This is a genomic window from Paenibacillus timonensis, assembly GCF_022427145.1.
GTDB lineage: Bacteria > Bacillota > Bacilli > Paenibacillales > Paenibacillaceae > Fontibacillus > Fontibacillus timonensis.
The window spans coordinates 103,535-126,896 of record NZ_JAKSXN010000005.1; the positions used below are offsets into that span (position 1 = coordinate 103,535).

22 protein-coding genes and 1 riboswitch are annotated in these 23,362 nt (G+C 54.1%); of the genes, 15 read left to right on the forward strand and 7 right to left on the reverse strand.

All coding sequences use genetic code 11. The features are described from left to right. Positions 1-70: 70 nt before the first annotated feature. Positions 71-1,291 carry a glucose-1-phosphate adenylyltransferase gene (locus tag MJ257_RS03285; protein WP_240267880.1) on the reverse strand — a complete coding sequence of 407 codons (1,221 nt, stop codon included), beginning with the start codon at positions 1,289-1,291 and terminating at the stop codon, positions 71-73. Positions 1,292-1,474: 183 nt separating this feature from the next. Between MJ257_RS03285 and glgB the strand changes: the two genes are divergently transcribed. Further along, on the forward strand, positions 1,475-3,406 hold the full coding sequence (gene glgB / locus MJ257_RS03290) for a 1,4-alpha-glucan branching protein GlgB (RefSeq protein WP_240267881.1): 1,932 nt from the start codon (positions 1,475-1,477) through the stop codon (positions 3,404-3,406). Next, positions 3,403-4,833: a glycogen synthase GlgA gene (glgA, locus tag MJ257_RS03295; RefSeq protein ID WP_240267882.1), complete on the forward strand. Its 1,431-nt coding sequence runs from the start codon at positions 3,403-3,405 to the stop codon at positions 4,831-4,833. The genes glgB and glgA overlap by 4 nt, the downstream gene beginning before the upstream one ends. A gap of 30 nt (positions 4,834-4,863) precedes the next feature. Here glgA and MJ257_RS03300 read toward each other — a convergent pair whose 3' ends face one another. Then, positions 4,864-6,612: an alpha-glycosidase gene (locus MJ257_RS03300; protein ID WP_240267883.1), complete on the reverse strand. Its 1,749-nt coding sequence runs from the start codon at positions 6,610-6,612 to the stop codon at positions 4,864-4,866. A gap of 274 nt (positions 6,613-6,886) precedes the next feature. Between MJ257_RS03300 and MJ257_RS03305 the strand changes: the two genes are divergently transcribed. From MJ257_RS03305 to MJ257_RS03320, 4 genes are all read left to right on the forward strand, one after another. Beyond that, complete coding sequence (locus MJ257_RS03305) at positions 6,887-7,738, forward strand: transporter substrate-binding domain-containing protein (protein WP_240267884.1); 852 nt, start codon at positions 6,887-6,889, stop codon at positions 7,736-7,738. Positions 7,739-7,835: 97 nt separating this feature from the next. Beyond that, positions 7,836-8,498 (forward strand): amino acid ABC transporter permease, encoded by a 663-nt coding sequence (locus tag MJ257_RS03310; protein WP_240267885.1) that lies wholly within the window; start codon positions 7,836-7,838, stop codon positions 8,496-8,498. Then, positions 8,485-9,207 carry an amino acid ABC transporter ATP-binding protein gene (locus MJ257_RS03315; RefSeq protein ID WP_240267886.1) on the forward strand — a complete coding sequence of 241 codons (723 nt, stop codon included), beginning with the start codon at positions 8,485-8,487 and terminating at the stop codon, positions 9,205-9,207. Before MJ257_RS03310 ends, MJ257_RS03315 begins: the two co-directional genes overlap by 14 nt. A 365-nt stretch (positions 9,208-9,572) precedes the next feature. Further along, a riboswitch (cyclic di-AMP (ydaO/yuaA leader) is annotated at positions 9,573-9,743 on the forward strand. 7 nt (positions 9,744-9,750) lie between these two features. Beyond that, complete coding sequence (locus MJ257_RS03320; protein WP_240267887.1) at positions 9,751-10,452, forward strand: 3D domain-containing protein; 702 nt, start codon at positions 9,751-9,753, stop codon at positions 10,450-10,452. A 44-nt stretch (positions 10,453-10,496) separates the two neighbouring features. Here the strand turns inward: MJ257_RS03320 and MJ257_RS03325 are convergent, their stop codons facing one another. Then, on the reverse strand, positions 10,497-11,324 hold the full coding sequence (locus MJ257_RS03325; protein WP_240267888.1) for a polysaccharide deacetylase family protein: 828 nt from the start codon (positions 11,322-11,324) through the stop codon (positions 10,497-10,499). Positions 11,325-11,518: 194 nt separating this feature from the next. Between MJ257_RS03325 and MJ257_RS03330 the strand changes: the two genes are divergently transcribed. From MJ257_RS03330 to mobB, 5 genes are read left to right on the forward strand one after another with little or no spacing between them, the layout of a single operon-like run. Beyond that, positions 11,519-12,214 (forward strand): dihydroorotate dehydrogenase electron transfer subunit, encoded by a 696-nt coding sequence (locus MJ257_RS03330; RefSeq protein ID WP_240267889.1) that lies wholly within the window; start codon positions 11,519-11,521, stop codon positions 12,212-12,214. Continuing rightward, positions 12,211-13,143: a dihydroorotate dehydrogenase gene (locus MJ257_RS03335; RefSeq protein ID WP_240267890.1), complete on the forward strand. Its 933-nt coding sequence runs from the start codon at positions 12,211-12,213 to the stop codon at positions 13,141-13,143. The genes MJ257_RS03330 and MJ257_RS03335 overlap by 4 nt, the downstream gene beginning before the upstream one ends. A gap of 38 nt (positions 13,144-13,181) precedes the next feature. Further along, entirely contained in the window at positions 13,182-13,526 is a 345-nt protein-coding gene (gene lpdD, locus MJ257_RS03340) for a prenylated flavin chaperone LpdD (protein WP_240267891.1), read from the forward strand. Beyond that, a complete protein-coding gene (locus MJ257_RS03345) occupies positions 13,523-14,791 on the forward strand; it encodes a molybdopterin molybdotransferase MoeA (RefSeq protein ID WP_240267892.1) in 1,269 nt (422 codons plus the stop codon). The genes lpdD and MJ257_RS03345 overlap by 4 nt, the downstream gene beginning before the upstream one ends. 39 nt (positions 14,792-14,830) lie before the next feature. Then, a complete protein-coding gene (mobB, locus tag MJ257_RS03350) occupies positions 14,831-15,319 on the forward strand; it encodes a molybdopterin-guanine dinucleotide biosynthesis protein B (RefSeq protein ID WP_240267893.1) in 489 nt (162 codons plus the stop codon). An 84-nt stretch (positions 15,320-15,403) separates the two neighbouring features. Here the strand turns inward: mobB and xerS are convergent, their stop codons facing one another. The 3 genes from xerS to MJ257_RS03365 are packed head-to-tail and all read right to left on the reverse strand — an operon-like array spanning position 15,404 to position 17,671. Continuing rightward, positions 15,404-16,486, reverse strand: a complete 1,083-nt coding sequence (gene xerS, locus MJ257_RS03355; protein WP_240267894.1) for a tyrosine recombinase XerS — start codon at positions 16,484-16,486, stop codon at positions 15,404-15,406. Positions 16,487-16,519: 33 nt separating this feature from the next. Continuing rightward, positions 16,520-17,179, reverse strand: a complete 660-nt coding sequence (locus MJ257_RS03360; RefSeq protein ID WP_240267895.1) for a spermidine synthase — start codon at positions 17,177-17,179, stop codon at positions 16,520-16,522. Between the two features lie 57 nt (positions 17,180-17,236). Next, positions 17,237-17,671, reverse strand: coding sequence for a MarR family winged helix-turn-helix transcriptional regulator (locus MJ257_RS03365; RefSeq protein ID WP_240267896.1), 435 nt, complete (start codon positions 17,669-17,671; stop codon positions 17,237-17,239). 165 nt (positions 17,672-17,836) lie between these two features. Here MJ257_RS03365 and MJ257_RS03370 point away from each other — a divergent pair, with 165 nt between their 5' ends. Next, the gene (locus tag MJ257_RS03370; protein WP_240267897.1) at positions 17,837-18,292 is read left to right on the forward strand and encodes a CBS domain-containing protein; all 456 of its coding nucleotides are present in this window, start codon (positions 17,837-17,839) and stop codon (positions 18,290-18,292) included. Between the two features lie 18 nt (positions 18,293-18,310). After that, on the forward strand, positions 18,311-19,555 hold the full coding sequence (locus MJ257_RS03375) for an MFS transporter (RefSeq protein ID WP_240267898.1): 1,245 nt from the start codon (positions 18,311-18,313) through the stop codon (positions 19,553-19,555). A gap of 139 nt (positions 19,556-19,694) precedes the next feature. Here MJ257_RS03375 and MJ257_RS03380 read toward each other — a convergent pair whose 3' ends face one another. Further along, positions 19,695-20,621, reverse strand: a complete 927-nt coding sequence (locus MJ257_RS03380) for an L-lactate dehydrogenase (RefSeq protein ID WP_240267899.1) — start codon at positions 20,619-20,621, stop codon at positions 19,695-19,697. Positions 20,622-20,967: 346 nt separating this feature from the next. On the opposite strand from MJ257_RS03380, the gene MJ257_RS03385 reads away from it, so the two are divergent. After that, positions 20,968-21,960: a polysaccharide deacetylase family protein gene (locus tag MJ257_RS03385; protein ID WP_240267900.1), complete on the forward strand. Its 993-nt coding sequence runs from the start codon at positions 20,968-20,970 to the stop codon at positions 21,958-21,960. 84 nt (positions 21,961-22,044) lie between these two features. After that, on the forward strand, positions 22,045-23,313 hold the full coding sequence (locus MJ257_RS03390; protein ID WP_240267901.1) for a WD40/YVTN/BNR-like repeat-containing protein: 1,269 nt from the start codon (positions 22,045-22,047) through the stop codon (positions 23,311-23,313). Positions 23,314-23,362 lie beyond the last annotated feature (49 nt).

A 23,362-nucleotide genomic window follows, 5' to 3' on the forward strand; every position in this document is an offset into this window, starting at 1 on the left:
GTTTATAGGTATGCCAAAAGGGGCCGCCTCGAAAGATCATCCATGTCTTTCGAAGCGGCCCCTTTTTCGGTTACGAGAGCAAACCTTCGGCCCGAAGCCGCGGGGCGTTGTCATAAACCTCCTGTAGCAGACGCGAGGGCTGCGGCCGGTTCATCGGTTTGGCGAACACGGTCTCGAAGGGGGCGACGACGCTGATGTCTGCAGGGCCCGCTTTGATGACGGCACCGTCTTTGATGACGGCTCCTTCGCCGATGATGGCTCGCTCGATCTGGACGTTGCGGCCAATTTTGGCACCCGGCATGATGACGCTGTCCTTGATCCGGGAATACCGGCCGATTTCCGTACCGCTGAAGATCACCGATCGTTCGGCAAATCCTTCTAGCGAGCAGAAATCATGAACGAGGGAGGAGGGGGCATGGTGGTTCCGTTTTTTTACCAACCCTTGCAGGACCGGGCGTTCCCGCGTGAACATCGGCCAATCTTCCCGTTGAAGCTTCCATTCGGATGATTCGGCGAGCAAATCCATATGCGCTTCCCACAGGCTTTGTACGGTCCCCACATCCCGCCAATAGCCCTTGAATTCGTAAGCGTGCAATGGCTCGCTTCCCGCCAGCATTTTCGGAATCAGATCCTTGCCGAAGTCATGGCTGGAGTTAGGATTGACCGCATCTTCCTCCAACTGTCGCTTCAGGAACTCCCACTCGAACAAATAGATGCCCATGGACGCGAGGTTGCTGGTTGGTTGCGGCGGTTTTTCCGCGAATTCGGTAATGCGGTTCCGTTCATCCCTGGACATGACCCCAAAACGGTGGGCTTCTTCCCAAGGTACTGGCATCACCGAAATCGTCGCTTTCGCTTGGTGACTAAGGTGGAAATCCAGCATGTGACGGTAGTCCATATGGTAAATATGGTCTCCCGAAAGGATAAGGACGTATTTGGGCGAATGGCCGTCGACGAATGCCATGTTTTTGTAAATGGCGTCCGCCGTCCCCGCATATTCCTCTACGCCTTCCCGGAATGCGGGCAGCAGCGTGATCCCGCCATCCTCCGAGTGAGTCAACTTCCAGGGTTCGCCTTCGCCGATGTGCTCATGGAGCGAGGCCGCTTCGTATTGCGTAAGAACGCCAATCGTGTCGATCCCGGAATTGACGCAGTTGCTGAGAGGAAAATCGATGATCCGGTATTGTCCGCCAAAGTGCACGGCCGGTTTCGCCTGCTTGGTGGTCAGCGGAGACAATCTTCGTCCTTCCCCGCCGGCAAGAAGCATAGCAATACAGTCCTTTTTCCTCATTTCATTTCCCTCCCGTATGTTTTTGTCTGTGTAGCACATACATTAAAGGATATAATGTAGTTGGAATAAATTATGGAAATCGAACGAAAATATTACATCATTTTATTGTAAATACTGAAATTTTTTTAGGATTGCTAAATTTTCTTGAAATTCATTTCTGATCGTGTAAGGGTGGTGGCATAATTGTTCGATTCCAGCTCCGAATCAACTTGGGCTTCCTCCGTATCCCCGGCGGATATCTATTTGTTCCGCGAAGGGACGTTGTATCAAAGCTACCGCACCTTTGGCGCCCATCCCGTAACCGAAGGGGGAAGACGCGGCGTCCGCTTTACCGTTTGGGCCCCGAATGCATGCCAAGTCGCCGTTGTCGCCGACTGGAACGGTTGGAAGGGGACGCGTGATGTACTATATAAGATACCCGAATCGGGAATTTGGACTCGTTTTTTTCCGGATATTCAGGTTGGAAGTTTTTACAAATTCGCCTTGACGGGGCCGGATGGAGAGACTCGGTTCAAAGCGGATCCCTATGCTTTTTACGCTGAAGTGAGACCAAAAACCGCTTCGATCGTCACCCGGCTGGACGACTACGTCTGGGGAGACGGGGAGTGGATTCAAGGCCGTAGCGCACCGTATGCACAGCCGATGAACATTTACGAGCTGCATTTCGGTACTTGGCGGCAACGGCCGGACGGAACGTTCTACACCTACCGAGAGATGGCGGATTTGTTAATCCCTTACGTGAAGGAGATGGGCTACACCCATATCGAAATCATGCCGCTTTGCGAACATCCGTATGATTTGTCTTGGGGATATCAGGCCACCGGGTATTTTGCGCCGACCAGCCGCTATGGGGAGCCGCAGGACTTGATGCATTTCGTGGATAGGTGTCATCAGGCCGGTATCGGAGTGCTGCTCGACTGGGTGCCGGGCCATTTTACGAAAGACGATCACGGGCTGCGCCTTTTTGACGGGACGCCGCAATACGAATATGCCGATCCGGCCAAAGCGGAAAAACCGGGGTGGGGGACGCTCAGCTTTGATTTCGGTAAACCTGAGGTTCGTTCTTTTTTGATCTCCAGTGCGATATATTGGCTTGAAAAGTACCATTTCGACGGGCTCCGGGTCGACGCGGTCACCAGCATGATTCGGTTTGACTTCGAGAAGCCTTCCTGGGCGGCAGCCCACAATAAACAAGGCGGCACCGAAAATCTGGAGGCGATCGATTTCCTGAGACAGTTAAATACTGCAGTTTTTCGCTATTTCCCGCATGCCTTGATGATGGCGGAGGAGTCCAGCGCTTGGCCGATGGTGACCGCGCCCGTAGACGATGGGGGGCTCGGGTTTAATTACAAGTGGAATATGGGCTGGATGAACGATACGCTGGACTACGTCGAAACCCCGTTTGGGGAACGCCCCCATCGCCATGGCTTGCTCACGTTCCCGATCTGGTATGCCTATTCGGAGAACTTTACGCTCCCGCTATCCCATGACGAGGTGGTGCATGGCAAAAAATCGCTGCTGGATAAAATGCCGGGCACGTACGATCAAAAATTCGCCGGACTGCGTCTGCTGCTTGGGTATCAGCTGACGACTCCGGGGAAAAAACTGATATTTATGGGCGGGGAATTCGGCCAATTCATCGAATGGCGGGATCAAGGCGAGCTGGATTGGTTTCTGCTCGATTATGAGGCGCATCAACGCATTCATGGGTATTGCCAGGCGCTTAACCGCTTTTACCTGCAAGAGCCGGCATTGTGGGAGCTGGATCATGCGCCCGAGGGTTACCGGTGGATGATCCCGGACGACGACAAGCAAAGCGTGATTGCGTATGTGCGAAAAGGAAAGCAGCCGGAAGATTTACTGCTGGTCCTGCTGAATTTTCTGCCTGAGGAAAGAGACGAGTATCGCGTCGGCGTTCCGTTGCCTGGACGGTACGAACTCGCGTTCAACAGCGATGACGTTCGTTTCGGCGGCTCGGGAAAACATCAGCCAAAAGTGATTCCGGCTGAAAAAAAGGCTTGGAACGGTCAATCGCAAAGTCTAACCGTTACGCTTCCTCCGCTGAGCATGACGGTATGGAAGCGTCAAGCGCCAAGAAGGAGGGCGAAAGGATGAAGATCTTATTTGCTGCGGCGGAAGTCGCGCCGTTTATCAAAACCGGAGGGTTAGCCGATGTGATCGGCGCGCTGCCGAAGGCGTTGATCGAAGCCGGACACGACGTGCGGATCGTCATGCCGAGATATCGCGAGCTGCCGTCCGTTTACCGGGATCGCCTGGAGCATTTGGGCACCGGCATGGTTCCGGTCGGATGGCGGAATAAGTACGGGGGCATCTCCCACCTGAACTGGGAAGGCATTCCGGTATATATGATCGATAACGAAGATTATTTCGGCAGGGAAGGGGTCTATGGGCATTGGGATGACGGGGAGCGGTTTGCTTTTTTGGACCGGGCCGTGCTGGAGCTGCTTCCGCTTACCGGGTTCATGCCGGACATCATCCATTGCCATGATTGGCATACGGCGATGGTTCCGTTGCTGCTGCGGGAGCATTACCGCGATCGGCCGGACTACAAGAGCATTCGAACCGTTTATACGGTACATAATCTGCTGTATCAGGGGATTTTCCCGGAAGAGGTGCTGGGAGATTTGTTAGGTTTGCCTTGGGACTACTTCACGCCGGAAGGAGTAGAGTACTACGGCAACGTCAGCTTCATGAAAGCCGGTTTAGTCTACGCCGATCATGTGACGACGGTCAGCCCGACTTATGCCGAGGAGATCAAGACGGAGCATTACGGCTACGGGCTGGACGGCTTGCTACGCTCGCTAGGTCGGCGGTTGTCGGGAATCGTAAACGGAATCGACGCCCGGGCTTACGACCCGGAGACCGACCTGGAGCTGTTTGCCCGTTACGGCCGCAGCCTGGAGCAGAAGCGCGCCAATAAACCGGTGCTCCAGCGGGAGTTGGGGTTGCCGGAAGCCCCCGATACGCCGCTCGTCTCGATGGTCACCCGTCTGGTCGAGCCGAAGGGGCTGGATTTAGTGACACGGGTACTGGATGAATGGCTGGGCGAAGACGAGGTGCAATTCGTGCTGCTGGGCACGGGGGATCCGGCTTACGAAGACTGGTTCCGGGAAGCGGCATCGCGTCATCCGGAAAAGCTCGCCGTTCAAATTAAATTCAGCGATGCGTTGTCCCGGCGCATCTACGCCGGCAGCGACATGTTCCTCATGCCTTCGCGGTTCGAGCCGTGCGGCATCAGCCAGTTGCTGGCGCTGCGCTACGGCACAATTCCCGTCGTGAGGGAAACCGGAGGCTTAAACGATACGGTGCACTCCTACAACGAGTTTTCGGGCGAAGGCAACGGCTTCACGTTTCGCAATTACAACGCCCATGACATGCTGTACACGCTGCGCCGGGCTATGTCTTTCTACCGCCGGCCCGAGCATTGGAACCGGATAACGTCGAATGCCTTCGCCGGCGATTACGGATGGGAGGCCTCGGCAAGGCAATATCTCAAGATCTACGAAAGCCTAAAGAAATAGCGGACGCCTGTCGTCCGCTTTTCCTTTTTGTTAACGTTGAATGTGCCGGTACAAGATTCGAAAGCCGTAGGCGTCCAGCGAGATGTTCATTACCCCGTTCGCCGGCGCTACCGCTTCTTCGGTCAGGGCGTCCCGCCAATCGCTGGTCTGCATCGGGTGCGTTAACGTCACCGCTTTAGACGTATTGTTCATCCATACCGTAAAATGCATTTGCTCGTCCATCCGTTCATAAACGATGCACGGATCGCCCGGTTCCGCATGTAAAAATCGAAATCGGCCATGGCGAAGCGCCGGATGCCGTTTGCGCAACCCGATCATCAGCTTGTAGAAATCGTAGAGCTCACGATCCTGTTTGCTGCGGTCCCACTCCATGCATTTGCGGCAGTCCGGGTCACCGTCCCCGGTGAGTCCGACCTCATCGCCGTAAAACACGCAAGGCGTTCCGATGTAGGTAAACAGAAACACGACGCACAGCTTGAGCCTTCGTTTATCGCCGCCGACCCGGGTGAGGAGGCGAGGGGTATCGTGACTCCCCAGCATGTTAAAGACCACTTCATTCGTTTGATGCGGATAACGCATGATCAGCGACCCCATTTCGTCGGAGAAGGCCGCTCCATCCACGCCGCCGGTGAAGAACTCCAGCACCTTGTCGGCGAACGGATAGTTCATGACCGAATCAAATTGATCTCCCAGCAGCCAATTCAGCGAATCGCTCCACACTTCCCCGATCAGATAGGCTTCCGGATTCGCTTGCTTCACGACCTGCCGAAATTCGCGCCAAAACGGATGATCGACTTCATTGGCCACGTCCAGCCGCCAGCCGTCCAATTTGATTTCCTTGATCCAGTATTCGGCGACCCCAAGCAAATATTTGCGCAAATCGGGGTTGGCCGTATTAAATTTTGGCATATTAGGAAAAAAACCAAACGTATCATAAGTAGGAACCCCATTCGCCACTTTGGCGGGGAAAGCATTCACGTGAAACCAGCCGGCATAAGGGGAGGCTTCTCCATTTTTCAGGACGTCCTGAAACGGAGGGAAATGCTCGCCGCAATGGTTGAATACGGCATCCAGCACGACCCGGATCCCTCGGTCATGGCAGCGCTCCACCAAGGTCTTCAGCAGATCGTTGTCGCCGAAGTGAGGATCGACCTGCTTGTAATCCACAATATCGTATTTATGGTTGGACGGGGCCGTAAACAAGGGCGTTAAATAAAGCGCCGTAATGCCTAAATCGGTTAAGTCGTCCAAGTGGTCGATGATCCCCTGCAAATCGCCGCCGAAGTAATTTTCGCGCGTCGGCTTGCCGCCCCAAGCTTCGACCGGCTGAGGGTCGTTAGATGGGTCTCCATTGGCGAACCGCTCCGGCATGATCTGATAAAACACGGCTTGTTTGGCCCATTCCGGCACCCGGACCACTTCGATTTCGTGGATGTACGGAAACTCAAAGCATTCGCCGGGCGGATGCGGCGCTTCCGATTGAATCCCCGCATCCAGCAGGTAGACCGATTCCGTTCCCGCGGTGAGTTTAAACGCATAAGAGAGGCGTTTGAATTTGGGACGCACGGCTACCTCCCAATAATCGAACATGCGGTCATGGGCTGCTTTCTCCATCGGCAGCTCCTGGTAGGTCCCCGCCCAGTCGTATTTGTCCCCGGTCATCGCGTAGACCTGTTCCACATCGTCCCGTTTGGTCCGGATGCGAAGATGGATCGTGGACGGATCGTAAGCATAAGCCCATTTGTCCCGGGGGACATGGTAGAGCGCTTCAAGCAACACGGATCGGCGCCTCCTTTCGCGTATTCGCTAGTGTCGTTATGAAGCTTATTATTCCCCAAGGCAGGCCGGAGCATGAACCGGAAACAAAACATAAATATTCGCCGAATTGACCAAAGTATGATAAACGGGGTTTTGCCTCGCTTGATTAAGTCGGAACTGTGAAAATATCATGAATGCTATGAAAATTGTTTTGCATATATATGCATTCTGATTTATAATTAGCCCAGTAATCATCTTAGAATGAAAATAACGAAGCAGAACAGGAGAGAGATCCATGAAAAAATGGGGCATGTTATTGATAGCCGTCATGATGGTAACTTTGGTGCTGGCCGCTTGCGGACAGGAAAAAAATAACAGCGGAAACGCGGCAAACAACGCCGGCCAAGCCGCGAACCAAAATGAAACCCAAGCGGGCGGAGAACAAACCGAACCGGCCAAGAAGCTGATCGTCGGCATGAGCGCGGACTTCCCGCCGTACGAGTTCCACATCAAGAACGACAAAGGCGAAGACGAAATCGTTGGTTTCGACGTCGAGATCGCCAAAGAAATCGCCAAGGATCTGGGTGCCGAGCTGGAGATCAAGGACTTGAAATTCGATACGCTGCTGAACGAATTGTCGAGCGGACGCGTAGATCTCGTCATTTCGGGGCTGAGCCCGACTCCGGAGCGTGCCGAACAAATCGATATGTCGAAAATTTACTACAAAGCCGAGCAGGCCGTCGTGACCCGCGAAGCGGACAAAGACAAATTCAGCACGATGGAATCGCTGGAAGGCGCTAAAATCGGCGTTCAACAAGGTTCCATTCAAGAAGACATGGCCAAGGGAATCCCGAACGCTCAATTGACTTCGCTGGGCAAAATCAACGATATCATTATGCAGTTGAACACGAACCGCGTAGATGCAGCTATTCTGGAAGGTCCGGTCGCAGAATCGTTCGTGAAGAACGTGAAAGGCTTGGTGATCACCGATGCGAAGCCGGTAACTGAAGATGAAGGCTACGTAATCGGCATCAAGAAAGGCAACCAGGAGCTGCTGGATCAAGTGAATACGACGCTGGACCGCCTGATTGGCGCAGGCAGCATCGATCAATTCGTTGCCGAAGCCAGCGCGTTGGCCGAGAAATAATCACGGTATCCATCTACAGAAAATAGCGAAGTCGATCTCGCTATTTTCTGTTTTTTTGCGTAAGGGTTTGAGGTAAAGGAGGAGGAAAGAGGTCGTTATGGATTTAATATCGATGTTTATGGAATACCGCAGTTACTTCTTGGCCGGCGTGCAGTATACGCTGCTCTTGGCGGCGATCAGCGTGTTTTGCGGCTTTATCCTTGGATTGTTGATCGCGTTGCTGCGCATGTCGCCTTGGGGAATCGTGCGTTTTCTCGGGCATGCCTGGGTCGAATTTCTGCGCGGCACACCGATGATGGTCCAGCTCTTGATTATTCACTACGGGTTCGCTTTTATGTTCGACGTCAACTTCACGCCGATCCAATCCGGGGCCATTACGTTGTCGATCAACAGCTCGGCTTATTTGGCGGAAATTTTCCGCGCCGGCATTCAGGGCGTCGACCGGGGACAGGGAGAAGCGGCCCGTTCCTTGGGGATGACCAAAGGGATGGCCATGCGCCACATTATCATCCCGCAAGCGATCAAATCGGTGCTTCCCGCCATCGGCAACGAGTTCATCACCATCATCAAAGAATCGTCGATCGTTTCGATCATCGGTACGGCCGAGCTGATCTATCAAGCGCAATCGGTCGTGACGATTACGTACGACGGGATGACGCCGTATCTGATCATCGCCATCATGTACTTTATTTTGACATTCACCTTGTCCCGTATTTTGGGCGTGTTCGAAAGGAAGTTGAAGACCAGTGATCACCGTTAAAGGTTTGCATAAAAAATTCGGCCAACTGCATATTCTGCGCGGCATCGACCTGGAAATCTCCAAAGGCGAAGTCGTCGTCGTCATCGGGCCGAGCGGATCGGGGAAAAGTACGTTTCTTCGCTGCCTGAACCTGTTGGAAGTCCCAACGGAAGGCGAGATCACGTTCGAAGGCGCTTCGATCACCGGCAAGGGGCATGACATCAATAAAACCCGCGAGAAAATGGGAATGGTGTTTCAGCATTTCAACCTATTCCCGCACAAGACGGTCATCGACAACATTACGCTCGCGCCGATTCGCGTGAGAAAGCTCGACAAAGGCAAGGCGGAAGCGATCGCCATGGACCTGCTCCGCACGGTCGGCCTGGAGGATAAGCGGGATGCCTATCCGGCCCAACTGTCCGGGGGACAGAAGCAGCGGATCGCGATTGCCCGCGCGCTGGCCATGGAACCCCATGTCATGCTGTTTGACGAGCCGACGTCGGCGCTGGATCCGGAAATGGTCGGGGAGGTGCTCGACGTTATGAAGAGCTTGGCGGAACGGGGCATGACTATGGTTATCGTGACGCACGAAATGGGGTTTGCCCGCGAAGTCGGCGACCGCATCCTGTTTATGGATCAAGGCGTCATCCTCGAGCAGGGAACGCCGCAAGAGGTATTTGGCGCGCCGAAGCATCAGCGGACAAAGGATTTCCTGAGCAAGGTATTATAAGCGGTTGAAGAGGTTGTTCAAAAAGTCATCTTTCCATGACGAAGCAGAGCTTGTGTAGTGGACTCGACATCGAATCTTGAATTCAGCCGGGACCTCCGTTGCTCACGTACCCAAAACGTACGCTCCGCTACTCAGTCCCTAGCTTCATCCAACCTTCTCGGTCCTGAAAACCTGATTTTTTGAACTTGTATTATATAGACCGTTCGAAACGATAAGTTCGGGCAGTTTTTTTTGCCTTATTCTGCCGAACGCATGATCTAATTTAATATTCAGTTTACGTATGGACACAAAAATGTAACCCGTCCCATCAAGGTTTTTCGCCACTTGGTTGGAATTACCTGAACAACTGGTTACAAAATTGTGATATATTCAATGAGCCGAAACCTGATCTTTAGGTGCGGGGGACGAAAGACGAAAACGAACCGTGATGAACGAAATTCGTTTTCTTGGGGTGAAGCGCATCAACGGGATGCGCCGGGAATGTTCCTTTTTTCCGAATCCGACAACTAACTCCGCAGGCGCAGTCAAAAGGAGGGCAATCCATTGAAAAGTCGCATTTGGTCTAAAATTGCAGCATCGGCGTTGATCGCCGCAAGTTTGACGATTACCTTGCAGACGGCTTCCGTCCATGCAGACGCGGTACATAAAGCCGTGGAAGGAGACACGTTTTATCTTCTTGCCAAACGGTACGGCGTGGATTTGAAGAAGCTTATGGCCGCAAACCCATCCGTAAATCCACAAAATATATACGATGGCTTGAACATCATCATTCCGGGGGCTGAAACCCGCGCGATGGCAATCGCTTCCGCCGCGCCGGTTAAACAGGAGTCCGCTCCGGCCGCTGCCCCAATAACGGCTTCCGCTTCTAAGCTGAAGGTCATGTCCACCGACAATGTCGTCGAGGCTTGGGGGAAAACCTTTAATTACTCGCAAACCATCAACGTGAAAGCGTCGGCGTATACGGCGTCGGCAAGCGAAAATGGGAAATGGGGCGCGGTGGACTACTTCGGCAATCCGTTGAAGCTTGGCACCATCGCCGTTGACCCGAAGGTCATTCCGATGGGCACGAAGGTGCTGGTGACCGGACACAGCCATGACGGTTTGCCGGATCAGGCATTTGTGGCTACGGCCTCCGACCAGGGGGGCGCGATTAAAGGCAACCGCATCGACATCTTCATTCCCGGCAGCGCCGCGGCCGCGAAGTCTTTCGGCTATCAAGACGTTACCCTTTACGTATTGAAATAGGACCAGCAGAACAAGAGCTCCCTCGATGAGGGAGCTCTTGTTCGTTAGCGGTATCTGGCAGTTTGCAACAGCTCGGCCAGGTCGACGAAATGATACCCTTGCGCCTGCAGGGAATCGATAATCTCCGGCAAAGCTTGTATGGTTCCCGTGAGGTTGGAGCCGACACCTCCGCCCGAATGATGGAGGATGATCGAGCCGGGTCCCGCCGCGCCGATCACGTTGGATTTGACCTTATCCTTGTTAAGCCCTTTCCAATCCTGCGAGTCCACGTTCCAGTTGACGAGGGTATAGCCGTTTTTCTTTGCCCATTGCACCTGTACCTCGGTGATCTCCCCGTAAGGCGGGCGGATCAGCTTGGGGCGGTATCCGACGGTGCGCTGAATGATTTTCTCCGTGCGCAGGATTTCGTTCTGGAACTGTTTCACGGAGCGTTTGCGGAAATTCGGATGACTGAAGGAGTGATTGCCGATCAAATGACCTTCTCGATGCATCCGCTGCATGATGGCGGGGAATTTCTTGGCCCGCGCTCCGACGACGAAGAAGGTCGCCTTGATTCCTTTGCGATGAAGCGCATCCAGAATTTGCGGCGTGAACCGCGGATCGGGGCCATCATCAAAGGTCAGCGCAATCTGCTTCACTTCCGGACCTCGGAATTTGAAGGTCTCCGAATATTTGCGCCGCAGCTCACCAAGATCCACGGGTTTGCCGACAGGTACTGCCTTGTTCTGGTTCAAGTCTCCCTGCGATCCCGGCCCCCGCGTTTCGTGAACGACGGAGGAGGCATCCACAGGATGCGGTTCGAAGCCGCAGCTTAGCACCAACAATGAAACAGCCATGAACAAGACCCATGCTTTCTTAGCCAGGATAAGCAATTTAAGTCCTCCTTCATCCCAATACTTCACCTGATGCGTTCTAGTATTCCCTAACTTTTGCAGAAAATGAATGAAAAACAAGAAAAAAGCCGCGCCCCCCGTTTCACGCCTGTTGTTGTGAGGAATATCACAGACGATCCTCGCGAAAAATTGCATCCTTTGATGAAGCATAAACGAAGGGATGAGGTGGATTCATGGCAACGGTAGTGGCCAACCAAGAAGTCGCGCAAGGGGTATTCAAGCTTACGGTACATGGACGGTTTTCGGGGAAAATGGGGCAGTTCTACATGCTGCGCGCCGGGGATCGTTATCCATTGCTGTCCCGGCCGATCAGCATCTATGATATCACTGAGGACCACATTGATTTTCTGGTCCTGGTCGCGGGGGAAGGGACCGCGCTGCTATCGGGACTCAAGGCAGGCGACTCGTTGACGCTGGACGGACCGTTTGGGAACGGGTTCCCGCAGCCGGAAGGGAAGACGGCTTTTGTTGGCGGCGGAATCGGCATCGCTCCGTTTTTCTATGCGCTAAGGGAAGTGCCGGAGGCCGACGTATTTCTCGGTTTCAGCCGGGAGGCTTATATGGTGGACGAGTTTCGCAGAGCCTCCAAAGGCAACGTTACGGTTGATGTAGGCGGGTCGATCTTGGACCGAGTGGACTTCCGGGCTTACGATACGGTGATCGCCTGCGGGCCTCATCCGATGCTGCATGCCGTCCAGCGCAAACAGGCGCAAAGCGGCAGCCGGGCCAAAGTATACGTCTCCCTAGAGAATCGCATGGCCTGCGGGATTGGGGCATGCCTCGTGTGCAGCGTGAAATGCAAAGACGGTCGGAAGAAAGCCTGCGCGGACGGGCCGGTATTTTTGGCGGAGGAGGTGGTGTTCGCATGACGGATTTATCGTGCAGCCTCGCAGGAGTTACTTTTAAGAACCCGATCGTCATGGCCTCCGGGACGTTTGGGTTTGGCAAGGAGTACGGCGCGATTTACGATATCAACAAGCTCGGCGGACTGTCCGGCAAAGGGTTGACGCTTCACCCGAAGGCGGGGAACGATGGGGTTCGCGTCGCGGAAACGGCATCCGGTATGTTAAACAGCGTCGGACTGGAAAATCCGGGGATTGCGGCTTTCCTGCGCGAGGAATGTCCGCGGTGGGAAATGCTCGACTTAGCACGGATCGTGAATCTGGGCGGCAATACGATCGAAGAATATGTGGAAGGCGCCAGGCTGATTAACGATGATGCGGCTTGGCGGAAGCGGGAAGGCAGAACCGCCGTCGACATGATCGAGCTGAATATTTCCTGCCCGAACGTCAAGGCGGGCGGCATGGCGTACGGGATCAAGACCGACATCGCCCGGCAGGTCGTTCGCGAGGTTCGGGCAGCGACAACGCTGCCGTTAGTCGTCAAGCTGTCGCCGAACGCCGAGGATATCGTCGGCATGGCCGTGATGTGTCAGGAAGAACAAGCGGACGGCGTGTCGCTGATCAATACATTTTCGGCGATGAAAATCGACATCCATAAGCGACGGAGCGTTTTCGACAATCTGTACGCAGGGCTGTCCGGCCCGGCGATCAAGCCGATCGCCTTGCGGATGGTACATCAAGTCTGCCAAGCGGTGAACGTTCCGGTGATGGGGATGGGCGGCATCAGCTGCGCGGAGGACATCGTAGAATTCATTATGGCCGGCGCCGCCGTCGTTCAGGTAGGAACGCATAACTTTGTGAATCTCCGAGCGGGAGAACAACTGATCGAGGATCTTGCAACCTGGATGAGCCGCGAAGGGATCCAAACCTTGGACGAAATCCGCGGAATCCTATAAAATAAAGGGCATACTGTTGTGGAAGGAGCTGCGGCAATATGTCATTTGAGGATATCAAGCTGGAAGCGATCCCGGTCGGCCGCGATTTGCTGCTGCTGATGACCGGAGGCGTCTCGCATATCGGCGCGGCGTCCACCGCTTATAAGGCGGGGGAAGGAACCGAAGCGATGACCTCCGCCGTACCGGGTCATAAAGAGCACACTTTAAGCGAGGATTATGCCCGCCGGGCATCGGCGGCGTTAGGCCGAACCGTCACCGTGGTGATGGGGATCCATTACGACAATTTAAGTAAAGAAGAAATTAAGGAGATCGCAAGGCAGACCTCCGAAATGCTGGATCATTATTTACTCGAGCAGCGGGGGAATGGAGCGAACCGGCCATGACAGAAGCAGATCAGGATAAATTTCGTCGCAAAGCGCTGCAGGTGACCGAAGCACAGGCAAAAATCATGCCTTACGCCAAAGAAACGGAAGCCGAGACCGTTTCGCTGCCGAAAGCGTTCGGCCGGATTTTGGCGGAGCGCGTCAGTGCGCCGCATCCGTATCCGCATTTCCGCCGGTCGGGCATGGACGGCTTCGCCATTCTCAGCTGCGATACGACTGGCTGCCACGCGGGACAACCCGTGCTATTGGAAGTGGTGGATGAGGTTCCCGCCGGATCGGTTCCGAAGGTGAAGCTGAAACCGGGTCAAGCCACCCGCATCATGACCGGGGCCAAAGTGCCCGATGAAGCGGACGCCGTGGTCATGTTCGAGATGACCGAGTCCGTGGCACAGGCGGGCAAAACCTATATTCGCCTGATCCGGGAAATCGAACCGGGCAAAAATATCACCCCGATCGGCCTGGAGCTGTCGGAAGGCGACTTGATTCTGGAGGCTGGACGCAAGCTGTCGGCTGGCGAAATCTCGGTGTTAGCCACGTTTGGCATTCACCGCGTTCCGGTCAGGAAGCGTCCGCGGATCGCCGTATTCTCCACAGGTTCGGAGCTGCTGCGCGTCGATGAACCGCTGCAGGACGGCCGAATCCGCAACAGCAACACGTATATGCTGTATAGCCAGATCATCGAAGCGGGCGGCGAGCCGATTCTGTTCGAGGCGATCGAGGATGACTTGGCCCAAGCCAAAGCGCAGGTGGAAGCGGCATTCGCCAACTACGACATGGTCGTGACTACGGGCGGAGTGTCGGTAGGCGACTACGATATCATGGCGGATTTGGTGTCGGGGGACAGCGTGGATATGCTGTTCAACAAAGTAACGATGCGCCCGGGGAGCGTAACCACCGCCGCGGTGAAAGACGGCAAGCTGTTGTTTGCTTTATCCGGGAACCCTGGAGCTTGTTTTGTTGGCTTCGAACTGTTCGTTCGCCCGGCGATCGGCAGGATGATGGGAATACCTCAGCCGTTTCTGACAGAGTTAACAGCGGAACTGGCCCGTCCCTACGCTAAAATCAATAACTTTACCCGGTTCGTGCGCGGCCGATTGGAGGTTCGGGAAGGCAAGCTTTACGCCACCCCGGCTGAGCTGGACGAATCCGGGGTGATGATTACGATCAAGGACAGCGATGCGTTGATCGTCATTCCTCCTTCCAGCGCGGGGATGGAAGCGGGCCGGCAAGTGACCGTACTGAAGCTGCCGGGAGGTAATTTCTAATCCATCGTTGCAGTTGGAAGAATGAAGGAGGGAACGTACGTGGCACCGGTTCTCCAAATTGTCGGTTATAAAAACAGCGGAAAAACAACGTTAATCACTCGGTTGGCCAAGTTATTTAATGGCATGAATCTTCGCGTGGCCGTGATCAAGCACGACTTGCATGGGTTCGATGCCGATCGGGAGGGCACCGATTCGTTCCGTCATCGGAAGGCGGGAGCGGCGGCGGCCGCGATTACGTCGCCATGGCGGACGGCGATCTTCGAAGAGCGCGAGACTCCGCTTGCCGAGCTGATCGACCATTTTGCCGGCTATGATCTGATCTTGGTTGAAGGCTTCAAGCAGGAAACTTATCCGAAGATGGTGATGCTGCGCTCCGCGGAGGACGAGCCGTTGATTCGGGAATTGAGTCAGGTCTGCGCCATCATCCAGAAAGAAGCCGACTTTCCTGCCAAAGAGGCAGGTCCGCGCCGGTTTCAACGCGACGAGATCGAGCAAATCGCCGAATTTATCCGCCGTAGCGGAATGTAGCGTATAGATGCAAAGAGGACTTTCCTGCATAAACTGCAGGGAAGTCCTCTTTGCGTTGAGCAGTTCAAAACGTTCGCGGGCCGGTTAACCGCTGACCCGGCGTTCGATCGCCTCGGACATCGTTTTGTCGGTGAGGTGGGCATACACCTCGGTCGTTTCCGTCGAGGCGTGGCCGAGCTGCTCCTTGGTTTTGTAAATATCGTTTTGCAAATAATAGTCGGTAGCGAAGGAATGCCGCAACTTATGGACCGTGAGGTACGGCTTGCCGAAACGTTTGGCATACTTGATGATCATCGCTTGGATCGCGCGTTTGGTCATCCGTTTGCCTTCCTTTTGCCCGTTCGGGACGGCCACAAACAGCGCCTTCTCCCGTTTCGGCGTCCGGTACCGTGTCTGTCGCAGCATTATATAAGCGGCTAGATCGTCTTTGGATTGCTCCCGAAAGTAAACGGGGGTTTTGAACGACTCGTCGTTGTTGCCTTTCCGGTAGACGTATATGAGTTTATTCGCGAGATCCAGGTCGTCCACATTCAGATTAACCACTTCGGAGACACGCAACCCGGAATTCAAGATCAGGCTGACGATGCAGGCGTCGCGTTCCTTGTTCAGCTCGTAGGCATACAGCGCCTGCTTGTTATCGATAATGTCCTGTCCATAACCCTCGGCGATGTAGGCGATGAATTCGGTCAACTCGTCCTCTTCCAAAATTTTGCCCTTCAGCTTGGCCGCCGTATCCTTGGGTTTATGAATGCGTTTGATTTCCACTTTGGCCATGATATTTCGCTTCAATAGCGGATAGAAGTTTTCGTCCTCGGCAATTTGGCTCAAATAGTGAAATAACGAGCGCAACGACGACATTTTTCGCGACACCGTAATTTTGGAGTTGGTGCTCTCGGTCCGCGTGGTCAAGTGGAGCCGATAACCTACAATGCTCTCCATATGCAGCGTCTCCAGCTCCAGAAGCGTCACTTGAGCGTTCGTCTCCGCCGACGATAATCCTTCTACCCGCAGCCAGCCGAAGAATTGCTCGTAGTCGCGCACGTATTCGAGCAGCGTAGAAGGGGAGAGGTCAGGTAGCTTGTAATCGATAAACTGCTGCACGAACCAGGGCATGTAAACGACCTTCTCGTCCAGCTTCCGGCGATCGATGGCTTTTTGGATATTCATGTCGGTCCCTCCTGAGGTTTACGGCTATGCTACTTATTCACGTACGTAAAAAATATAATCCGGATCCCCGTGGCTTTGCGGGACTTCATGGATCTCCACGTTCCCGAACGCTTCCCGCAACCGTTGGGCGAAATCCGGAGAGGGGGTAGCGCTCCAGAACGACAAGCACCCGCCGGGCCGCAGCCGGCTGCGCAGCGCCTCCAGACCGGCATCATCGTACAGCGATGCGTTACCGTCGAACACTTTCCAATCCGGACCGTTGTCGATGTCAAGGCAGATCAGATCGAACGTCTCTGCCGTTTCGTGAATCCAGGCAACCAGATCCGCATGGATCAACCGCGTCTTCGCATGCCCGAGCGCATGGTCGTTCACGGGCGCCAATTCGGACCGGTTCCATTCGATCACTTTGGCTTCGATCTCCACCACGGTCGCTTCCCGCACGCGGGGGTCCCGAAGCGCTTCCTGCAGCGAGAAGCCGACGCCAAGTCCGCCGATCAACACCTTGTCCGGAGAAGGGACCAGTTCCAGCGCGCGGCGGACCAGCAGACGCTCCGACTCGCCGTTATACGTAGCCATTAGAAAGGTGCCGTTGCTGATGATTTCGTACGCATCGCCGCGCCGCTGCAGTTGGATTTCGCCTCGGGTCGTTTCAGCGCGTTCGATGATTTCAACAGGCAAATCGATATCATTCATCAGGGTAACCTCCAGTCGATTGACGTAATAAATATTATGTAAACCAAACAGACCGATTCAGGAATTGGAATTCAACAAGGCGCGATTGAATTTTTGCAAGAGGAAGGCAAAGGTTTCTCTCTCTTCCTCGGGCCAGTCTGCGAGCAATTCGTGAATTCGCGCTAACCGGATTGCCTTATAATCCGCATACTCCTTCGCGCCAAGCTCCGTGATCTCCATGAAAAAAGCGCGGCGATCCGCCGGATCCGGAATTCGCCGCACATAACCTTTTTGCTCGAGCGCAGCAGCTTGGCGGCTGACGGTAGAAATGTCCAATTGAAACTCGTCGGCCAGCGATTTGACGCCAACCGCGCCGTGGGCCCCGATCCGATGCAACAACAGGTAGGCGGAACGGTCCAAATTCCCGTATTTTCGGGAAGCGGTCGCTGTAGTGATGCGTCGGTAGAGTACGGCCATCTCCAGTTCGATGGTTTCGAGCGATTTATCATCCATGATTTCGAATCCCTCACTGCCAAATAGGATAAGTTTATCGTATCATAGAATGGATATGAAAATAAATGAATGCGGGCTTCAGCAAAAGGAAGCGTTTTTGCGGATTCGAAGCAATTGACAACAATTTATGTAGTTGTATAATACAATTATATGAGGGGGATATGCATGCAAGCGCATGAAATCATGATCAAGCAGGTTTACAAAGTCAAGGAGACCGATACGGTTCGTTCCGTGATCGAGAGATTCATCGAATATCGCATCAGCGGGCTTCCGGTCGTCAACGAACGCAATGAAATCGTGTCCTATATCAGCGACGGCGATATTATGCGTTACATCGGCAAACATCGCGACGTCGTCGTGGATTCGATTTATTACGTCGCCGTTTTCAAAGGGGATCAGGAGGACTTTGAAAAGCGCGCCCAGCGGCTGCTCGACCTCAATGTTAAAGAGATCGGGAAGAAGAAAGTGTATACCGTTTCATGGGATGAAGAAATTGAGAACATAGCAGCGATTCTGGGGAAGAAGCAAATCAAGAAGCTCCCGGTCGAACGCAACGGAGTGCTGGTCGGAATTATCAGCCGGGGAGATGTGATCAGGCATTCCTTTAAATCTTTTTTATAACCCAGGGAAGGAGTTTTTATGTCATCATCATCTAAAGCAGCAAGTTTATCAGAAAATACAGAACGTTTGGAACTCGAAAGCGCAAGTCTATTAAAACAACCCAAAGCCGTTTGGGCTGTTTTTTTTGCCTCGATCATCGCTTTTATGGGGTTGGGATTGGTTGACCCGATCCTGCCGGCGATCGCAAACAGCCTGAATGCTTCGCCCAGCGAAGTCACGCTGCTGTTCACCAGCTATAACGCGGTGATGGCGGTCGCCATGCTGATTACCGGGGCGATTTCCTCGCGCATCGGCATCAAGTGGACCCTGCTGGCCGGCATCATTGTGATCGCCGTGTTCTCCGCGCTTGGCGGCATGGCCGGCGACGTGTGGACGATCATCGGGCTGCGCGGCGGCTGGGGGCTCGGCAACGCTTTGTTCGTCGCTACGGCCTTGTCGGCCATCGTTACTTTGTCCGGCAGCGGGACTGCCAAAGCGGTCATTTTGTACGAGGCTGCGGTTGGCCTCGGCATCTCGGTCGGCCCGCTCGTCGGCGGGTGGCTGGGTGCCATCTCCTGGCGCGGCCCGTTCCTTGGCGTGGCTGGGCTGATGGTCATTGCTTTCCTTGGACTCAGCATCCTCATGCCGAAATCGTCCGAGAAGGCCGGCTCCAAAGCATCGCATACCTCCTTGCTGGCCCCGTTTCGGGCCATGCGCCACCGTTCCCTCGTCGTGTTGGGAATAACGGCTTGCTTCTACAATATCGGTTTCTTTACGCTTATGGCTTATGCCCCCTTCGTTATGGGGCTGGATGAACATGGTTTGGGGTATGTGTTCCTGGCGTGGGGAGTTCTGCTGGCGATCACTTCCGTGTTCACCGCTCCTAAACTCCAGGAGAAGTTCGGTACGGTGAAATCGATGGGGATGATGCTGTTCCTGTTCGCTCTCATGCTGCTGGCGATGGGAATTTGGACGGAGATCCCATGGGTCATCATTGCCGCCGTCATCGTTGCAGGGGCGTTGCTAGGGAACAACAACACGTTGATTACAACGGCAGTGATGAATGCCTCGCCCGTCGAGCGTTCCACGGCTTCGGCCGCTTACAGTTTCCTGCGTTTTCTGGGCGGGGCGCTGGCACCGTTCATGGCCGGCAAACTCGCCGAATGGTTTAATCCCCATGTCCCATTTCTCGTCGGCTCCGGTTTCGTGCTGCTAGCCGTACTGTTTATCGTTTTGAATCATAAGTATGTCCAACATGTGGATGAGGTGCAGCCGGGGCATTAACAGGATCGACCCCAGGCCTGAGCCTAATTAATGACATGAAATGAAATGATTAAGTGCATAAATCGATAAAAAACGTCCGGTACCGCAAGCTTGCGAGTCCGGACGTTTTGTTATGGAATAAGAACCCCTTTGCTGATAATTACAGATCAAGGTTGGCGATTTCCGCTTTCAGTTTATTCGCGGAGGCGTGGAACTGAGTCAGTTCCTCATTGCTCAGCTTCAGATCTAACACTTCACGGACGCCCGTGCGGTCAACGATACTCGGTACCCCGAGGTATACGTCAGAAACCCCGTTATAATCGGTCAGCAGCGTCGATACGTTCAATACGGAAGCTTCGTTCTGCAGGATGGAGACGATGATCCGGTCCAGCGCCAGTGCAATCGCGTAGGAAGTTGCGCCTTTGGCGTTAATGATTTCGTAAGCGGCATTTTTCGTGCTGTTGAAAATCTCCTCGCGATCCTCTTCGGAAAACTCCAGTCCGATGCCCGCTACGTTGGCCAAGCTCCAAAGCGGAAGCTCCGAATCCCCATGTTCGCCGATAATGTGCGCGTGGATGCTGCGCGGGTTAATCTTCTTGTTCTGTCCGATCAAATAACGGAAACGCGCGCTATCAAGCAGGGTCCCGGAGCCAATGACGCGATTGGACGGGAACCCGCTTTTCTTCAAGGTGACGTAGGACAGAATGTCCACCGGGTTCGTCGCCACGAGGATAATTCCGTGATCGTTATACTTGACGATGTTTTGAATGATGCTGTCGAAAATGCCGGCATTCCGTTTAAGCAAATCGATTCTTGTCTCGCCGGGACGCTGGGAAGCGCCAGCGGCGATCACGATGACGTCGGCGTCGGCGCAATCGCTGTAATCGCCGGCCCATAACTTAACTCCACCGGTAAATGGTAGGCCGTGGTTCATGTCGAGCGCTTCGCCAAGCGCTTTCTCCTTATTGGCATCGATTAATACCAGTTCGGAAATCCGTTCTCTTAAGAGCAGCGTATAAGCGGTCGTTGTGCCAACCGCCCCCGTGCCGATGATGACAACCCGGCTGGAACGCAGTTTGTTTTTCATTTTTTCATCTCCTCGTATTATTCTCCAAACCTTAGCTTGCGCCAATGCATGCGTTCTTAACCTGATGCGTCGCATGCGTTCAGGCGCTTCGTCGCTTCCAAGAAGAAGCGCGATATGTAATTCGCCCAAATTCATTGTACCCGAAAGAAGCTCAAAATTTAAAGTAAAAGTTGGAATGTTCAGTTTTGATAGAATAGAGACATAACAAATATTATGTAAACCTAAATCAGGCCCTTGAAACTTGTTATCACATTGTAACCATCGATTAACGATTCTGTAAGGACGAAACTCTCTCTTTATATTATTCTAGTAATAGAAAAAGAGAGAGAGGAATCCGGTGAACCCTATGTCGCCTTACGGAAGACGAAGTGATAAACATGGAGGCCGCTCCGCGCGTACCGGCGCAACGCGGCAGGCGAAATTCGTCATGACGGCAGCGATCGTCCTGGCGGCGTCATCCCTGGCGCTGACCGCAGTCGCTGTCACTCCGCTTCTGCACGACTCGCTCCCGTTCCAGACGTCGAAGCCAACCCGGGTGATCATACCGGCCAAATTGGCGAGCTCCGAAGGGACGGAGGGAGGCCAGAACGTGACTCTAGCCGAATCGCAGCCAACGGAGGAACCAAGCGTTTCCCCGACGGAAGAGGCCCCGGCGCCTCCCGTTCAGCCAACGGTCGAAACGAAACCGCAGGTAGTGACCGACAAGAAACCTCATACGCCCGTGAAGCAAAAAGTCATCTATCTGACCTTTGATGACGGACCCGGTAAATATACGGAGCCGCTGCTTGATATTTTGGAACGTTACCAAATTCACGGCACGTTTTTTATGATTGGAAACCAGCTTGGCAGCCATAAAGAAGCCGTACATCAGGTGGTGGAGGCCGGCCATTACGTGGGTCTTCACAGCATGACTCACAACAAGAAGAAGTTATATGACGGGGAGGGCTCGGCTCATTTCATCGAGGAATTCACGCGGGAGCAGAAATTGGTCGAGAAGCTGACGGGGACGACGCCGACCTTGATTCGTGCGCCATACGGCAGCAAACCGGAAATCGACGAGAAGTTCCGCGGCGATATCGCTAAGGCCGGTTTTCATATGTGGGATTGGACGGTGGACTCCAAGGATTGGAAATACCCGGATAGCCCCAGCACGATCCTAAAGGAAGTGAAGCGCCAAACGCACCGAAACACGGAAGTGATCCTCCTGCACGAAAAAGCGCAAACCGTGAAGGTTCTACCCCAGATTATCGAATATCTGCAGAGCAAGGGCTACGCCTTTGCCGTTTATAAACCCGACCAGCATTTTACGGTCAATTTCGGGAACGATCCGCGGCTGTAACGCAGCGTTACGCCTATGGTATAATGATGTACATACAAGTTTATGCAGAAAGCGAGGTGGTTCGGGTTGAGCTTGTGGCACAAGTTGGCCGGAACCGCCCTGGTTATGGCGTTGCTTCTGACGGCTTGCACGTCCGAGTCGCCTCCGGCAGCCGCTCCGGTACAAGACGAGCCTGCCGAGGAAGGACAGACGATCACGGTGATCAATCCGCAATCCTCCGAAAACCAGGGAAATCCCGCCGCCGCTCCGGCGGAGAACAAAAACAACCGCTACCAGATTCAAACCCGCCTAACCGATTTTCAGCTGCTGAGCGCAACGACCGGTTTAGCCTGGGGCTGCACGCGCAATGAACTGCGGCTCTATATTACGGAAGACAACGGCAAAACATGGACGAACATCTCTCCCGCGGCGTCCGTTCCTTTTCCCACCACGCCTGAGTACGGCAAGGATATCTTTTTCCTTGATCCGGATCACGGCTTTATCGTACGTAATTCCGCAGGTTCCGGAGATACGATTGTCCTGCGCACGACCGACGGCGGTGCGACCTGGAAGGTGACGTCGTTTCCTGGGAACGGGGAAGTGAAGGCGATGGTGTTCGCCGATTCGGCCAACGGATGGATTTTGTCCGAGGGCAACTCGCCAGAGAAGGGGCAACGGTCCTTATATGCAACGGACGACGGAGCCCAATCCTTCGAAGCCTTGCTTGGAGGGACGGACCCGGTGAGCCTTTTGTCATCGGATAACCCTGGCGGCACCCCCGGCATTCATCCATCAATGGCTTTTACGAGCCCGCTTCGCGGTTTTGTCGGCGAGATCAAGGAAGGTCTTCCGACCCTGTACGTGACGCAAAACGGGGGATTAACCTGGACGAAAAACGATCATTTCTTCAGCTTGGACAAGTATACAACCTGCGATAGTTTTACGATTGGAACGGTGTCCTTCTTCTCCGGCAACGTAAGAGAGGGTTGGATTCCCGTCGGCTGCAGCCGGGGCAATTCCACCAAATTCAACGGATATTTCACCGAAGATGCCGGCAACACGTGGACTCTTGCCCCGTTTCAATTGTCCTGGCAGACAGGATTGAACGAGGAGCTGGCTCCAACCTTCTTGACCCGGAATGAAGGGTGGACGATTCTGGATTCAACGGTTTATTATACGTCGGACCAAGGGGCGAGCTGGGAGCCATTGCCGGATAGCGAGAAATTGATCGAGACGCTCAAAGGCTACCCCGAAATCGTGAAGCTTCAGTTCTTCAACTCCCGGGTGGGTTGGCTGTTAGTGGCCAAGGAGGATCAACAGCGCTCTCTGCTCCTGCAAACGAAAGACGGGGGACGGAGCTGGCAGGTACTGTAGGATAACGATGTAATCAAGCACGGCACGGAGTGTCGTGCTTTTTTTACGC